The organism is Streptomyces sp. NPDC001056, from assembly GCF_053598955.1.
The window spans coordinates 1-15,517 of sequence record NZ_JBSFLI010000056.1; the positions used below are offsets into that span (position 1 = coordinate 1).

12 protein-coding genes and 1 pseudogene are annotated in these 15,517 nt (G+C 73.9%); 8 read left to right on the forward strand and 5 right to left on the reverse strand.

Annotation, left to right across the window (positions count from 1 at the left end; translation table 11 throughout):
* Window positions 1-242: 242 nt before the first annotated feature.
* From ACWDD7_RS35640 to ACWDD7_RS35665, 6 genes and pseudogenes are all read left to right on the forward strand, one after another.
* A pseudogene (locus ACWDD7_RS35640) lies at window positions 243-500 on the forward strand (winged helix-turn-helix domain-containing protein); the annotation flags it as partial.
* 593 nt (window positions 501-1,093) lie between these two features.
* A complete protein-coding gene (locus tag ACWDD7_RS35645; RefSeq protein ID WP_450460456.1) occupies window positions 1,094-1,624 on the forward strand; it encodes a TerD family protein in 531 nt (176 codons plus the stop codon).
* A gap of 169 nt (window positions 1,625-1,793) precedes the next feature.
* Window positions 1,794-1,994, forward strand: a complete 201-nt coding sequence (locus ACWDD7_RS35650; RefSeq protein ID WP_450460457.1) for a hypothetical protein — start codon at window positions 1,794-1,796, stop codon at window positions 1,992-1,994.
* Window positions 1,981-2,442, forward strand: a complete 462-nt coding sequence (locus tag ACWDD7_RS35655; RefSeq protein WP_351869771.1) for a CBS domain-containing protein — start codon at window positions 1,981-1,983, stop codon at window positions 2,440-2,442. The genes ACWDD7_RS35650 and ACWDD7_RS35655 overlap by 14 nt, the downstream gene beginning before the upstream one ends.
* A gap of 614 nt (window positions 2,443-3,056) precedes the next feature.
* Window positions 3,057-4,352 carry an ArsB/NhaD family transporter gene (locus ACWDD7_RS35660; RefSeq protein ID WP_450460458.1) on the forward strand — a complete coding sequence of 432 codons (1,296 nt, stop codon included), beginning with the start codon at window positions 3,057-3,059 and terminating at the stop codon, window positions 4,350-4,352.
* Between the two features lie 216 nt (window positions 4,353-4,568).
* A complete protein-coding gene (locus tag ACWDD7_RS35665; protein ID WP_351869762.1) occupies window positions 4,569-5,540 on the forward strand; it encodes a hypothetical protein in 972 nt (323 codons plus the stop codon).
* A gap of 44 nt (window positions 5,541-5,584) precedes the next feature.
* Here the strand turns inward: ACWDD7_RS35665 and ACWDD7_RS35670 are convergent, their stop codons facing one another.
* The 3 genes from ACWDD7_RS35670 to ACWDD7_RS35680 are packed head-to-tail and all read right to left on the reverse strand — an operon-like array spanning window position 5,585 to window position 7,651.
* Window positions 5,585-5,893 (reverse strand): AzlD domain-containing protein, encoded by a 309-nt coding sequence (locus tag ACWDD7_RS35670; RefSeq protein WP_285562895.1) that lies wholly within the window; start codon window positions 5,891-5,893, stop codon window positions 5,585-5,587.
* Complete coding sequence (locus ACWDD7_RS35675; protein ID WP_450460466.1) at window positions 5,890-6,669, reverse strand: AzlC family ABC transporter permease; 780 nt, start codon at window positions 6,667-6,669, stop codon at window positions 5,890-5,892. The genes ACWDD7_RS35670 and ACWDD7_RS35675 overlap by 4 nt, the downstream gene beginning before the upstream one ends.
* Before the next feature lie 52 nt (window positions 6,670-6,721).
* The gene (locus ACWDD7_RS35680; RefSeq protein ID WP_351869755.1) at window positions 6,722-7,651 is read right to left on the reverse strand and encodes an AraC family transcriptional regulator; all 930 of its coding nucleotides are present in this window, start codon (window positions 7,649-7,651) and stop codon (window positions 6,722-6,724) included.
* Between the two features lie 109 nt (window positions 7,652-7,760).
* Between ACWDD7_RS35680 and ACWDD7_RS35685 the strand changes: the two genes are divergently transcribed.
* Complete coding sequence (locus tag ACWDD7_RS35685; RefSeq protein WP_450460459.1) at window positions 7,761-12,719, forward strand: ATP-dependent helicase; 4,959 nt, start codon at window positions 7,761-7,763, stop codon at window positions 12,717-12,719.
* Between the two features lie 367 nt (window positions 12,720-13,086).
* On the forward strand, window positions 13,087-13,932 hold the full coding sequence (locus ACWDD7_RS35690) for an Fpg/Nei family DNA glycosylase (RefSeq protein WP_450460460.1): 846 nt from the start codon (window positions 13,087-13,089) through the stop codon (window positions 13,930-13,932).
* A 478-nt stretch (window positions 13,933-14,410) separates the two neighbouring features.
* Here ACWDD7_RS35690 and ACWDD7_RS35695 read toward each other — a convergent pair whose 3' ends face one another.
* Window positions 14,411-14,881: a Dps family protein gene (locus ACWDD7_RS35695; protein WP_351869744.1), complete on the reverse strand. Its 471-nt coding sequence runs from the start codon at window positions 14,879-14,881 to the stop codon at window positions 14,411-14,413.
* A 207-nt stretch (window positions 14,882-15,088) separates the two neighbouring features.
* Complete coding sequence (locus tag ACWDD7_RS35700; protein WP_070026017.1) at window positions 15,089-15,463, reverse strand: helix-turn-helix domain-containing protein; 375 nt, start codon at window positions 15,461-15,463, stop codon at window positions 15,089-15,091.
* Window positions 15,464-15,517: the final 54 nt, after the last annotated feature.

Genomic DNA, 15,517 nt, shown 5'->3' on the forward strand with positions numbered 1-15,517 from the left:
CTGTGATCAGCGGCAGAAACAGACTCGTCACGGTGAGGTCGAAGCCGATCGAGGAATGCGCCATCGCTCCGCCCTCGCCGCTCCGGCCGTCCGCGGCCCGCCGACTCCCCGCCACCGTCGCCACGACGACAGCACGGATACCGCCGACAAGAGGAAGGCCGCGCACCGATGACCCGGGTGCTGGTGGTGGAGGACGCCCCGCAGCTCGTACGCGCTCTCGTGATCAACCTGCGGGCCGCCTGAAGAAGGCGACCAGGGCCGGCCGCGACGTCCGGCTGACCCCCACCGAATGGCATCTGCTGGAGATCCTGGTGACCAACCCCGGCCGGCTGATCACCCAACGGCACCTGTTGCAGGAGGTGTGGGGTGTCGTCCAGGGCAACAAGACCAACTACCTGCGGGTCTACATGGCCCAGCTGCGTCGCAAGCTGGAGGCGGACCCCTCGCATCCCCGCTATCTGATCACCGAGCCGGGCATGGGCTACCGCTTCGAGGCATGACCGGACGGAGAGACGAGAGAGACGGCACGGGCAGACCGGCGTCCGGCGGACCCGGTACGTACGGCGGAGCCGGACCGCGCCTCGCCCCGTGATGTGTCGGCGCGGCTCCCGTGCCGTGTCGGAGGCGGTGGCAAGGCGCGTCGCGGTGTCCGGCCGGGCAGCCGGGTGACGTTCCGTCAACTCGTGGTGGGCCAGGGCAAAACGGGCCGCGCCACCGGGGACGCGCGCGTCGACGCCCTGGAGCCGCCACGTCGGCCGGCGCGGCGCACCGATGCCTGTGCTGTGCCCGTGGACGAACGGGATCGCGGTCCGCGGCGGTCGGAGACCGGTTCGCCGCGCGACCACCGGCGTCCGACGTCCTCGGAGGACCCGGGCACTGAGCTGTCCCGGCGTGCCGGGACACAGGCTGCCGTGCTCGTGCCGTGACCGGTTCGCGTCCCGTCCGGGACGCCGTGCTCGCACCGGTCGGCGGGCAGCGCGCCCACGGCCTCCGTCGGGGGACGAATCCGCTGGGGAGGCGTCAAAAAGCCGTTCAGAACGCATACTTCACCTGCGAGACGGTCTCGCGGCGTCTACTGAGGGGGAACGGCACGGTGAGCGGTGGCGGCACGGGCCTCGGCAAGGTCGAGGTACGGCTCAAGTGGGACCCGAGTCCGTACGGGGAGGCGCCTCGGCATCTCGACATCATCGCCGCGACCTACGCGGTGGACGCCCCCTACGGGCAGCCGGTGTACGTCGTGCACTACGACAGCCGTTCGCCGGACGGCACCATCAACATGCTCCGGCACAGCCAGACCGGAATGGGCTTCGGGTACGTCGAGGTGATGGTGCTGGAGTTCGAGCGGCTGTCCTCCGCCTACGGGCGGGTGGTGGTCGGTGTGGCCATCCACCAGAACGACGGGCCCCGGACCTTCGGCGACATCTCCCACGCCGGGGTGGTCGTCGTCGAGGGCTACCGGCAGCTGATGGCGGACGACTTCGCCCAGGTCTCCGACGCGACGGCCGCGACGGTCGCCGAGTTCACCCGGGGCACCGACGGGGCCTGGGAACTGCGCCCGACGATCCGGGGCTTCGACAGCGACCCGGCCGTCTTCAGCACGGAGATGGGACGCGCCCCACGGTGATCGCGGCCCGGTAGGTCTTCGGGGGCGACCGCGCGGGCGGGTGGCCGGGGGCGCGGGCGCGGGCCGCGCCCCCTCCCGGATCGACCTCGCCTGCGGCGGTGGGCCCTGGGAGGGAGCACGCCGGCACGCGGCGGGGCGGGGCGGGGCGGGAGGAGTACGGACCGGCGCCATGAACGCGAAACGGCCGCCGAACCACCAGCGCGCCGCGTCGGGGCAGCGGACGCCGGGTCCCCGCGCGGAGCACGCGGTGCCGCTGTCGGGGCGGCTCTTCGCCGTCCCCGCCTACGGGTTCGTGCTCGGCGTCCACGCGATGTCCCACAATGGCGGCCGGAGACACAACGGACCTGGAGCCGACCGTGCGGGCACGTGACCTGGCAGTGGAGTACGAGACCGTGAGCGTCGACACCGACGCGACGGCGGCGGCGCGGCTGATGGCGGAACAGCGGCTTCCGGCCCTGCTCGTCGTGGACGAGGCCGGGGCGCCGAGGGCGATCCTCCCGGCCTCGCAGATGGTCAAGCTCCTGGTGCCGGCCTACGTGCTGGAGGACCCCGCGCTGGCCGCGGTGGTGGACGAGCGCCACGCCGACCGGCTGAGCCAGGCACTGAAGGGACGTACCGTCCGCGACTGCCTGGCCAAGACCGTTCCCGCGCCTCCGGTGGCCGAACCCGACGCGACCGCGCTGGAGGTCGCCGCGCTGATGGCCCGGGTCCGCAGTCCGCTGGTGGCGGTCGCCGAGCACGACGGGAACGGCAACCGGCTGCTCGGCGTGATCACGGCAGCCCACCTGCTGGAGCGGCTGCTGCTCGCCGCCCCGTAGGAGCGGCCTGGCGCGAACCACCGTGGCGCTCCCTTGCTCATGGTCCGGCCGCTGGGAGCCGTGCCGGACCCTCGACCGCGCGATACTGCCGGAATCCGGCAGTGCCGGCGTCCCGCGGCCGCGCATAAGCAAGCTGTCAAAGGCGCATCAAGAGCGAGTAAGGTTCCCCCTGGTGTGCCGGGAAGCCTGGTCGGCGAGAAGGGGACAGTTCTCTCTCTTCCGATCGGGGGCTCGGCCAATGGCGCTCGTCGCGGTGTTCGTGTTCACGGGGCCGGCCGCCCCCTTCCTGCCGCTGATCGTCAACGCCCTGGTCCGCTTCCGGCTGTTGGGCGCCGGGCATGCTCCAGCCCCTGCTGCCGCCGGCGACCGGGATCCTCCTCTGCGCCGCCTGCCACCTCACCCACGCCGACCCGTACTTCACCGTGCTCTCGACGGGCTGTGCGCCGCCTTCCCGGTCATCGCGCACGGCTCCCCCGACGTGCCCGTCGCCCGCGTCTTCGGTTCGAGGGACTCGCCGGCGTTCCCGGGGTCGGCGATGCCCCTGACACTGCCCCGATGACGGCTGACACTGCCCCGATGACGGCCGCCGAGGCCGATGGAACGGCTGGAGGACCGTGAACGACTGGCACAGCTGGGCGGCGATCGCCGTGTTCGTCGGCGCGTACGCCCTGATCATCAGTGAAAAGATCCACCGCGTCGCCGTGGCCCTCGGCGGCGCGGGCCTGATGCTGGCGATCGGCGCCACCGACGACGTCTCCGCCTTCTACTCGGAGGACTCCGGTATCGACTGGAACGTCGTCTTCCTGCTGATGGGCATGATGACGATCGTCGGCGTGCTGAAGAAGACCGGCATGTTCGAGTACCTGGCGATCTGGGCGGTCAAGAAGGCCAGAGCCAAACCCTTCCGGGTCATGGCCATGCTCGTCGTCATCACGGCGACGGCCTCCGCGCTGCTGGACAACGTCACCACCGTGCTGCTGGTCGCCCCGGTGACCCTGCTGGTGTGCGAGCGCCTCGCACTGGCATCGGCGCCCTTCCTGATCGCCGAGGTGATGGCCTCGAACATCGGTGGCATAGCGACCCTGGTCGGCGATCCGCCGAACATCATCATCGGCAGCCGGGCCGGCCTGACCTTCAACGACTTCCTCGTCCACCTCGCCCCCCTGACCGCCGTCCTGGTGGCCGTCCTCCTCGTGCTGTGCCGGGTGATGTTCCGCTCGTCGTTCGTCTACGACGAGGAACGCGCCGACGAGATCATGGCGCTGGAGGAACGCGAGGCCATCACGGACCGGCGGCTGATGGTGCAGGGGCTGATCGTGCTGACCCTGGTCGTGGCCGGCTTCGTGCTGCACCCGGTGCTGCACTACCAGCCCAGCGTCGTCGCCCTGCTCGGCGCGGGACTGCTGGTCGCCGTCTCCCGCGTGGAGACCAACGACGTCCTGGCGGAGGTGGAGTGGCCCACGCTCGCCTTCTTCGCCGGCCTGTTCATCATGATCGGAGGGCTCATCGACACCGGAGTCGTCGGCGAGATCTCCCGCACGCTGGCCGACCTGATCGGCGGGAACGAGCTGGGCGGGAGCCTGACCCTGCTCGGCGGTTCGGCGGTGCTGTCGGGCGTCGTCGACAACATCCCCTACGTCGCCACCATGGCGCCCATCACCAGCGGTCTCGTGCACGACATGGGCGGCAACGGGCACGTGCTGTGGTGGGCCCTCGCGCTCGGCGCCGACCTCGGCGGCAACGCCACCGCGATCGGCGCCTCCGCGAACGTCGTGGTCCTCGGCATCGCCGAGCGCAACCGCCAGCCCATCTCCTTCTGGCAGTTCACCAGGTACGGCCTGATCGTGACCGCCGCGACCGTGAGCGTCTCCCTGGTCTACGTGTGGCTGCGCTACTTCGCCCTGGCTTGAGTCCGAGTGCGGACTGCCGGAACCGGGCAATGAACGACCCCGCCTCGCCCTGTCAGGACCGCGCCGGGCGGAGACCGGCGGCAGGCGCGCTCCGAGAAGCGCGGGCCGTCCGCTTCCGGAGGACCGTCAACCGCGTGAATCCGGTATCCCGCCCCTGAGAGTGGGGCCCGCCCGGGACCACTTGCCACGGGCGTATTCCGTCCTACGGTCTGACGCATGGCAGAAACCGGAGCTTTCCCACTCCCCTGCACGCCCCCGGCGCGCTCCCCGCTCTTCAGCGCCGAGCAGTTCGTGTGGCTCACCGCGCGCGTGCTGGAGCAGCGCCTCTTCGCGTACCACTTCCTGCGTGGCACCCCGGACGCGGTGGAGGTGGCGCTCAACGCCTATCGCAACGAGGACGGCGGGTACGGGCACGCCCTGGAGCCCGATCTGCGCGGCCCCGTCAGCCAGCCCCTGCACACCGCTCACGCGCTGCGCGTCCTGGACGCCGTCGGACGGTGCGGCGGGCAGCGGGTGGAGCGGGTGTGCCGGTATCTGACCTCCGTCTCGACGGCGGACGGCGCGCTGCCGACGGTCCACCCGAGTGCGCACGGCTATCCCGCGACGCCGGTCGTCGACGAGCTCCCCGCCGCCTCCGGCGTGCCCGGCCGGGGGGACTCCCACGGGTCGCTGCTGGCCACCGGCCCCGTGGTGGGGCTCCTGCACCGCAACGAGGTGTGGCACGCCTGGCTGTTCCGGGCCACCGACTTCTGCTGGCAGACCGTGGAGACCCTGGAGGAGGCGCATCCTTACGAGGTGCAGGCCGCCGTCGCCTTCCTGGACGCCGTTCCCGACCGCCCGCGCGCGCAGGCCGCCGCGGACCGGCTCGGCCGCCTGGTACGGAGGCAGGGGCTCGCGGTGCTGGACCCCGACCGGCTCGACGCCCGTCCGGCAGCGCCCGGCCACGCCCCCGACGAGCACCACTTCCCGCACGACTTCGCCAGGAGTCCCGCCTCCCTCGCGCGCGCCTGGTTCACCGACGACGAGATGGCGCGTTCCCTCGATCACCTGGCCGCCGGACAGCGGGTGGACGGCGGCTGGCCGATCCGGCGGCGTCAGTGGGCGCCGGTCCCCGCGCTCGAAGCGCGCTCCATGGCGACGATCGAGGCGCTGTGCACCCTGCGGGCGTACGGCCGCTTTGTGGGCTGACCCGCCTCAAACCCGGTGCACCCGGCTCACCCGGCGCACAAGGCTCAGCCGCCGAGGGCCCGCACGCCCGCCGTCACCACCACGGCCGCCGCGACGACCACCAGGAACGGCGCGCGCAGCACGAGCGCCACCGCGGCCGCGCCGAGCCCCGCGGCCCTGGCGTCCAGCACGAGCGCGTGCCCCTGGGCGAACGTCTGCTGTGCGGTGAGCGCGGCGAGGAGGGCGACGGGCAGCAGGGCGGCGAGCCGCCGCACGAGCGGTCGTTCGATGACGTGGGCCGGCACCAGCAGGCCCGCGAGCTTGACGGCGTAACAGCCGAGCACGGTCAGGCCGATCGCGATCCAGGTGTTCACCGGCGTTCCTCCGTGGCGTTCTCCGCGGTCTTCTCCGCGGCCTTCTCGTCGGCCTTCTCGTCGGCCTTCTCCGTGGCGTTCTCCGCGGCCTTCTCCATGGCCTTCCGTCCCGACACGAACAGGGCGACCGGCGCGGCCAGCGCCGCCACCAGGACCGGCACACCGGCCGGCAGGACGGGCAGCAGACCGAGGCCCAGCAGCACCGCGAGGCCCGCGACGGCGCGCTCGGTGGCCGACTTCAGCATCGGCGCGAGCAGGGCCAGGAACACCGCGGGACCGGCCGCGTCCAGGCCCCACGCGCGCGTGTCCCCGATGGCCTTGGCGCCCAGGGCGCCGAGCAGGGTGGTGAGGTTCCACAGCACGTAGAGGGTGAGCCCGGTGACCGTGAAGCCGATCCGCGCGGCGCGCCGGGTGGGCTGCGCCAGGGTGACCGCCGTGGTCTCGTCGATCACCCACTGGGCGGCGAAAGGCCGTACCGCGCGCGGAAGGGCGAGGAGCTGCGACAGACGCAGCCCGTAGAACGCGTTGCGCACACCCAGGAAGAAGGCACCGGCCGCGGCGGTGTACGGGCTGCCCCCGGCGGCGAGCGCTCCGACCAGGGCGAACTGGGAGGCGCCCGTGAACACCAGGAGGCTGAGAGCGCAGGTCTGGAGGAGTCCGAGTCCGCTGCCGGCCGAGGTCACCCCGAAGGCGAACCCGGACAGGCCCACGGCGACGCCGACCCCGAGGGCGTCCCGTACGACGGCCGCGTCCGGCTTGGCCACGCCGTCGGCCATGTCCGCTGGTGCTGTTGTCTGCTGTGCCACGCCGGGACTGTACGGGCAAACGTCAGTCCGAGTCTTGTACGTTCTTGCGCTCCCGTATGTCCGCGCTCCCGCGCCCGCCCGTGCCACCGCGCTCCCGCTGGTACGCGCCCGGAGGCACGCCGACGATGCGGGCGAAGTGCCGGTTGAGGTGCGGCTGGTCGGTGAAGCCGACGGCGACGGCCGCCTCGGCGGGCCGTATCCCGGTGTCCAGCAGGAGTCGCGCGCGGCGTACCCGGGCGTCGGTCAGCCAGGTGTGCGGCGGCATGCCGTAGCTGTCGCGGAAGGCCCGCAGGAGCGCGAACGGGCTGGTCCCGAGGTCGTCGGCGAGCCGTTCCAGGGTCGGCGGCTCGGCCATGCGCTCTTCCAGCGCGGCCCGCGCGCGGGCCGCGATCCGGGCCCCGGCCGTGCGCGGCCGCCGCTCGGGCAGCGGTCCGCCGTTCAGCCGGAGCAGCCGGGTCACGGCGACCCGCAGCACTGTGTCGGCGGCCAGCGCGTTGCCCTCCTCGGCGGCGCGCAGCACCTCGTGCACGAGACGGACGGTGGCGGGGTCGTCGAGGACGGGGCTGACGAAACCGGGCGTGCCGCGCAGCGTCGTGGTCTCCGCCGCGATCCCCGCCACCACCTCGGGCGAGGGGTAGACCGCGCCGTACCGCCAGCCCTCCGGGACCCCGGCCCGGCCGGTGTGCGGGGTGTCCGGGTTGACCAGCGCGAGGGCGCCCGCGCCCGCGGACACGTCGGAGCCGCCGTGATGGAACACCTCGACACCGTCGGCGATGGCGGCGATCACGAAGTTCTCGTGGGTGTGCCGCACGAAGGTCTTGTGGACGTACCGGGCGCGCAGCAGGTCGACGCCGGGCAACTCCTCGTAGCGCCAGTGCCGCGCCCGCTCCACCGGTCGGCGCGCCGGGTCGCGGGACGGGCGGTCCTCCTGCCGTCCAGCCGTGCCTGCCATGGGTCCATTGTCCGCCGGGCCGTCCGCGTCCCGTCCCTCGCCCGCTCGCGGGTGCGCGGCATTTGCCCAGGTCAGCACGATTGTCAGTGGTCGGGTGCAGGATGGACGCATGGTCAGCTCCGCACACCGAGCCCTCGACGGCTTCTCCCCCGCGACCCGCGGCTGGTTCACGGGGGCGTTCTCCGCGCCCACCGCGGCCCAGGCGGGCGCATGGCAGGCCATCCAGGCGGGTTCGGACGTGCTGGTGGTCGCGCCGACCGGCTCCGGCAAGACCCTGGCCGCGTTCCTCGCCGCCCTCGACCAGCTGGCCTCGACCCCACCCCCGGCCGACCCGAGGAAGCGCTGCCGGGTGCTGTACGTCTCCCCGCTGAAGGCCCTCGCGGTCGACGTCGAACGCAATCTGCGCAGCCCGCTGACCGGTATCCGCCAGGAGTCCGTGCGCCTCGGCCTGCCCGAGCCCGAGGTCAAGGTCGGCATCCGCTCCGGCGACACCCCGGCCGCCGAGCGCCGCGCCCTGTCCACGCGCCCGCCGGACATCCTGATCACCACCCCCGAGTCGCTCTTCCTGATGCTGACCTCGGCCACCCGCGACGCGCTCACCGGCGTGGAGACGGTGATCCTGGACGAGGTGCACGCGGTCGCGGGCACCAAGCGCGGCGCGCATCTCGCGCTCTCCCTGGAGCGCCTCGACGAGCTGCTGCCGAAGCCGGCCCGGCGGATCGGCCTGTCGGCGACCGTGCGCCCGGTGGGCGAGATCGCCCGCTATCTCTCGCCGCGCCGCAAGGTGGAGATCGTCCAGCCGGAGTCCGGCAAGGAGTTCGACCTCTCCGTGGTCGTGCCGATCGAGGACATGGGCGAGCTGGGCGGCTCCCCGGCCACCGACGCGGCCGACGGCGGGGAGCGGCCCTCGATCTGGCCGCATGTGGAGGAGCGGATCGCCGACCTGGTCCAGTCGCACCGCTCCACCATCGTCTTCGCCAACTCCCGACGCCTCGCGGAGCGCCTGTGCAACCGGCTCAACGAGATCGCGTACGAGCGCGCCACGGGCGAGCCGCTGGCCGAGCACCACTCGCCGGCCCAGCTGATGGGCGGCTCGGGCGCGGCCCAGGGCGCGCCCCCGGTGATCGCCCGCGCCCACCACGGCTCGGTGTCCAAGGAGCAGCGCGCACTGGTCGAGGAGGACCTGAAGGCGGGCCGGCTGCCCGCCGTGGTCGCCACCTCCAGCCTGGAGCTGGGCATCGACATGGGCGCCGTCGATCTCGTCGTCCAGGTGGAGTCCCCGCCCTCGGTGGCCTCCGGGCTGCAACGCGTCGGCCGCGCCGGGCACCAGGTGGGCGCCGTCTCCACCGGCGTCGTCTTCCCCAAGTACCGGGGCGACCTGGTGCAGGCGGCCGTGGTGACCGAGCGGATGCGCACGGGCGCCATCGAGTCCCTGAAGGTGCCCGCGAACCCGCTGGACGTCCTCGCCCAGCAGCTCGTGGCCATGACGGCACTGGACACCTGGCAGTTCGACGACCTGCTGGCCATGGTGCGCCGCGCGGCCCCCTTCGCCTCGCTCCCGGAGTCGGCTTTCACCGCGGTCCTCGACATGCTCGCGGGCCGCTACCCGTCGGACGCGTTCGCCGAGCTGCGCCCCCGTGTGGTGTGGGACCGGGTGGCCGGCACCATCACCGGCCGACCGGGCGCCCAGCGGCTGGCCGTCACCTCCGGCGGCACCATCCCGGACCGGGGCCTGTTCGGGGTCTTCCTCGCCGGGTCCGACCCCAAGAAGGGGGGCGGCCGGGTCGGTGAGCTGGACGAGGAGATGGTCTACGAGTCCCGGGTGGGCGACGTCTTCACGCTGGGCACCAGCTCCTGGCGCATCGAGGACATCACCCGCGACCGGGTCCTGGTCTCCCCCGCGCCGGGCGTGCCGGGCCGGCTGCCGTTCTGGAAGGGCGACCAGCTGGGGCGCCCGCTCGAACTGGGCCGCGCGGTGGGCGCGTTCCTGCGCGAGGTCGGCTCGCTGCCCGAGGACGACGCCCGGCTGCGGCTGCTCGCCGCGGGCCTGGACACGTGGGCGGCGGACAACGTACTGGCGTATCTGCGCGAACAGCGCGAGGCCTGCGGCCATGTCCCGGACGACCGCACGATCGTCGTGGAGCGCTTCCGCGACGAACTGGGCGACTGGCGGGTCGTCGTGCACTCCCCCTTCGGCGCCCAGGTGCACGCCCCCTGGGCCCTCGCGCTCGGCGCCCGGCTGTCCGAGCGGTACGGCATGGACGCGCAGGTCATGCACGCCGACGACGGCATCGTGCTGCGCCTGCCCGACGCCGACCTGATGAGCCTCGACCTGCTCGACCAGGAGCCCATGAAGGCGGGCACGGAGTACGACAGCGAGCAGGCGCCCGTCGGCGCGGCCGATGTCGTCTTCGACAAGGGCGAGGTCGACCAGGTGGTCACCGACCAGGTCGGCGGCTCGGCCCTGTTCGCCTCCCGGTTCCGCGAGTGCGCCGCGCGCGCCCTGCTGCTGCCGCGCCGCAATCCGGGCAAGCGCACCCCGCTGTGGCAGCAGCGCCAGCGCGCGGCCCAACTGCTCCAGGTGGCGAGCGAGTTCGGCTCCTTCCCGATCGTCCTGGAGGCCGTCCGCGAATGCCTCCAGGACGTCTTCGACGTGCCCGGCCTGGCCGAGCTGATGGGCGACATCGAGTCCCGCAAGGTGCGCCTGGTCGAGGTCACCACCCCGGAGCCGTCCCCCTTCGCCCGCTCCCTCCTGTTCGGGTACGTCGCCCAGTTCCTGTACGAGGGCGACTCCCCGCTGGCCGAGCGCAGAGCCGCCGCGCTCTCCCTGGACTCCCGGCTGCTGGCCGAGCTGCTGGGCCAGGCGGAGCTGCGCGAACTCCTCGACGCCGAGGTGCTGACCGAGCTGGAGCGCGAACTCCAGTGGCTCACCGAGGACCGCCGGATCAAGGACGTGGAGGGCGTCGCCGACGTGCTGCGGCTGCTCGGCCCGCTCACCGAGGCCGAGTTGGTGGCGCGGGGCGCGGATCCGCACTGGGTGCGGGAGCTGGCCGGGGCGCGCCGGGCGATCAAGGTCCGGATCGCCGGCGCCGACCACTGGGCGGCGATCGAGGACGCGGGCCGGCTGCGTGACGCGCTCGGCACCGCGCTGCCCGTCGGCGTCCCCGAGGCCTTCACCGAACCGGTCAAGGACCCGCTGGGCGACCTCCTCGCGCGGTACGCCCGTACGCACGGCCCGTTCACCTCGGCCACCGCGGCCGACCGCTTCGGCCTGGGCGTGGCGATCACCGACGGCGCCCTCCAGCGGCTCGCCGCGAGCGGCCGGGTCGTGCAGGGCGAGTTCCATCCGGCGGGCATCGGCCAGGAGTGGTGCGACGCCACGGTGCTACGGCGGCTGCGCCGCCGCTCCCTGGCGGCTCTGCGGCACGAGCTGGAGCCCGTACCGCCCGCCGCGTTCGCCCAGTTCCTCCCCCAGTGGCAGCACATCGGCAAAGGGCACGGCCTGCGCGGCGTCGACGGACTGGTGCGCGCCGTCGAGCAGTTGCAGGGCGCCTCCGTGCCCGCCTCCGCGCTGGAGAAGCTGGTGCTGCCGTCCCGGGTGGCGAACTACACGCCGTCGATGCTGGACGAGCTGACCGCGGCCGGCGAGGTGGTGTGGGCCGGCGCGGGCGCCCTGCCCGGCAAGGACGGCTGGGTCTCCCTCTATCTGGCGGACGCGGCACCGCTGTTGCTCCCGGCACCGCATCCGCTGGAGCCGACCGCGCTCCACCAGTCCGTCCTGGACGCGCTGTCCGGCGGCTACGGCCTCTTCTTCCGGCAGATCGCCGACCAGGTCCGCGCCACCACGCACCCCGAGGCGACCGATCCCCAACTGGCCGACGCCCTCTGGGACCTGGCGTGGTCGGGCCGGCTCACCAACGACACGCTGGCGCCGATGCGCTCCCTGCTGGGCTCGGGCCGTACGGCGGGTTCGACCGCCCACCGTGCCAGGCGCGCGGTGCCGCGCGGGCGATACGGCTCCCTGACGGCAGCGGCCCGTACGGCCTCCCGCACCGGCCCGCCGACCGTCGCGGGCCGCTGGTCCCTGCTGCCCGTGGCCGAGCCGGACCCCACCGTGCGCGCGCACGCGCTGGCCCGCACCCTGCTGGACCGGCACGGCGTGGTGACCCGGGGAGCGGTCACCACGGAGGGCGTCGAGGGCGGCTTCTCGGCGGTGTACCGGGTGCTCTCCGCCTTCGAGGACAGCGGCCAGGCCCGACGCGGTTACGTGGTCGAGGGACTCGGCGCGGCCCAGTTCGCCATGGACGGCGCGGTGGACCGGCTGCGCGCGGTGTCCAACGCCCGCGACCGGGGCGAGTCCCTGCCGTCCCCGGCCGACGGCTTCGCCGCGCCCGGATCGACCGATCCGAACGGCTTCCCGGGCACCGACGGCGGCCCGCACGGCCACCCCGCTTCCGACACCGACGCGGGCTTCGCCCACCCCGGTCTCGACGGCGACTTCACCTGGCCTCCGGCCGGCCCGCCCGGCGACCCCGGCGGTCACGTCTCGCCCCGCGACCTCGCCGACCCCTTCTCCGCCCCCGGCTACGGCGGCCCCCGGGGCGGCGGCTCCACCGGCCCCGGCCCACGCGGGGCCCGGGGGACGTACCAGAGCCCCGGCAGGGACCGCTCCCCCGACCCCCGTGCCGTCGTCCTCGCCGCGGCCGACCCGGCGAACGCCTACGGCGCGGCGCTGTCCTGGCCCGAGCCGCCGACCGGCGCCGGACACAAGCCGGGCCGCAAGGCGGGTTCCCTGGTCGTGCTGGTGGAGGGCGAGCTGACCCTGTACATGGAGCGCGGTGGCAAGACGCTCCTGGCCTGGCCGGTCGCCCCGGACACCGGGGCCACGGACGACCCCCGGCTGCGTACGGCCGCCGAGGCCCTGGCCGCCGCCGCGCGGGCCGGTTCCCTCGGCACCGTCACCGTCGAGCGGATCAACGGCGCCCAGGCCCTGACCTCCCCCATAGGCACCCTCCTGGAAGCGGCGGGCTTCGTGGCGACCCCCCGGGGCCTGCGTCTGAGGGCGTGAGACGACGGTGCGCCCGGCGACTCCGCGACCACCGCCCCGGCCCGGCCCACACCGCCGCCGCACCGCCGTACCTCCGACGCAGCAGCACACGGCACACGCCGAGGACGCCCCCTCGTTCCCCTACCCCTCCGGCGCTCGCCCTCCGGCACCGCCGACTCCCCCGCGCCGCCCGCCGCTCCGCGCCCACCCCGCCGACACCCCGTGCCGCCCGCCCCACCTCGCGGCCTCCTCCGCACCCTCGCCACCGACGCACCTCACGCCCGCCCCCTCTCGCCCTCCTCGCCGCCCCCTCCCCACCCCCTCTCCCCAGGCTCCCGCCCACCCCTCTGCGCCCCCGCTCCGGCCCCCGCCGTGGCACCCTTGACCCATGCCCGAAGGTGACACGGTCTGGCAGGCCGCCCAGCGGCTGCACGAGGCGCTCGCGGGCAAGGCGCTGACCCGCAGTGACTTCCGGGTGCCGAAGTACGCCACGGTCGACCTCACCGGCCGCCGGGTGCTGAGCACCGTCCCTCGCGGCAAACACCTGCTCACCCGGTTCGAGGGCGGCCTGACCCTGCACACGCATCTGCGCATGGAGGGCGCGTGGAAGGTGTACGGCACGGACGAGCGCTGGCGTGGCGGGCCGGGGCACCAGATCCGCGCCGTCCTCGGCACCGTCGACCGCACAGCCGTCGGATACCGCCTCCAGGTGCTCGAACTGCTGCGCAGCACCGAGGAGGAGCGCGTGGTCGGCCACCTCGGGCCCGATCTGCTCGGCCCCGACTGGGACCCGGAGCGCGCCCTCGCCAATCTGCTCACGGACCCCGCCCGCTCCCTCGGCGAGGCCCTTCTGGACCAGCGCAATCTGGCCGGGATCGGCAACGTCTACAAGAGCGAGCTGTGCTTCCTGCTCGGCGCCACCCCCTGGCTGCCCGTCGGCGCGCTCCCCGCGGACCGCGCCGAGAAGCTGCCCGGCCTCGCCCACCGGCTGCTGGAGTCCAACCGCGACCGCCCGGTCCGCCAGACCACGGGCCTGCACCGGCACGACCTGTTCGTGTACGGCCGCGCGCCCCGCCCCTGTCTGCGCTGCCGCACCCCGGTCCGCGTCGCCGACCAGGGCGACGGCTCCCAGGAACGCCCCACCTACTGGTGCCCGACCTGCCAGACCGGCCCGGCCCCGGCGCCGGGCGCGCCCCAGCACTGGCGCGAGCGGTACCGCCGTACTCCCACCTGACGGCTCACCCGGGGTCGGTCGGGCACCGGCCGACGTTCACGACGGGCCGGGCACCCCACCCGCGCACACTCCACCCGAACCCGCCCCGTCCGAGCGCACCCCGTCCGGGCACGCCCCGCCCGGACACCCTCCGTCCGGACACGCCTCACGCGAACGCACCCCGCCCGAACACGCCCGCGGTGACCTCCCGTGGGCCTCTCCGCCCCGCCACGCCGCCGCCCAGCGTCCCGGGGGCAGGACCCCCGCCGCCCTCCCCTCGGGCGCACAGTGCACCGGCAGCACGCTCAGACCCCATCCGCCGGCCGCGACCGCCGCTTCCAGCACGCCCGTACCCTGCCCCAGGGCGAGCCTCAGCACCGCCCACCACCACACCGCGCCGCATCCCAGCGCCACCGCCCGGCGCACCGCCCGCCCCGTCATGCCCACCACCTCCCGCCGGACGCCGGACGCCCACCCGCCCCGGCGGCACCGGCAGCCGCTACGCGTTCTCCGCCTGGAACATCCAGTGATGCTTCTCCAGGTCGGCGGTGATCTGGATGAAGATGTCCTGGGACACCGGGTCCGGCTGCTCGGTCGCGTGCACGCGCTCCCGCATCCGGGTGATGACGGAGCCGAGAGCGTCCACCATCGTCCCCACCGCGTCCCCGTCCTTGATCCAGCCGGAGGGAGTGGTCTTGATGCCGCTGCTGGAGGACACCGTGGCGGCGCGGCCGTCGGGCGGGACGCCCAGCGCGGAGGCGCGTTCGGCCACCGTGTCGGAGTGGGTGCGGGCGGAGGCGACGACCTCGTCCAGCTGGAGGTGGATGGAGCGGAAGCGGGGCCCGACCACGTTCCAGTGGATCTGCTTGGCGACCAGGGACAGGTCCACCAGATCGACGAGGGCGCCCTGCAGCGCCTCGGCCACGGTCTTCAGGGCCGCGTCGGCCAACGGGCTCTTCACGACGTACATCCGCTTCCTCCGGCGGTCCGGCGGCCCTCGCGGCCGTCACGTCCCTCCACCATGACCGGCCCACCCGACCCCGGCAAACGGACGCATCGACGGACGGACGATACAGCCCGGACACGCGGCACGAAGCCCCGGCCACACTCCTCGGATCGGTTCCGAGAAGCCCGGCCGGGGCTTCGCGCAGGTCTGTCGTTCGTGCCGCCGCGTACCTCAGGCGGCGACCACGTCCACCGCCTTCGCGGGCGCCTTGATGGTCACCCGTTCCGGTGGCACACCGGTCACCGAGACGGAACCCAGCATCGGACGGACCGGCGTGGGCACGGGCTCGGTGGCCGCGGCGGACTGGGCCAGCTCGGCGAGCGCCAGTTCGTCGCTCACCTCTCGCATGAGTTCCGACATCCGTACGTCCAGCGCGTCGCAGATGGCGGAGAGCAGCTCGGAGGAAGCCTCCTTCTGCCCCCGCTCCACCTCGGAGAGATAGCCGAGTGAGACTCGGGCGGACGAGGAGACTTCGCGCAGAGTACGGCCCTGGCGTTGGCGCTGCCGACGCAGCACGTCACCCAGCAGGCGACGGAGCAGAATCATCGGTGGCTCCCTCCTCGGACCGCGTAGCCGCATCCTTCTCGCCCCACCGTACCG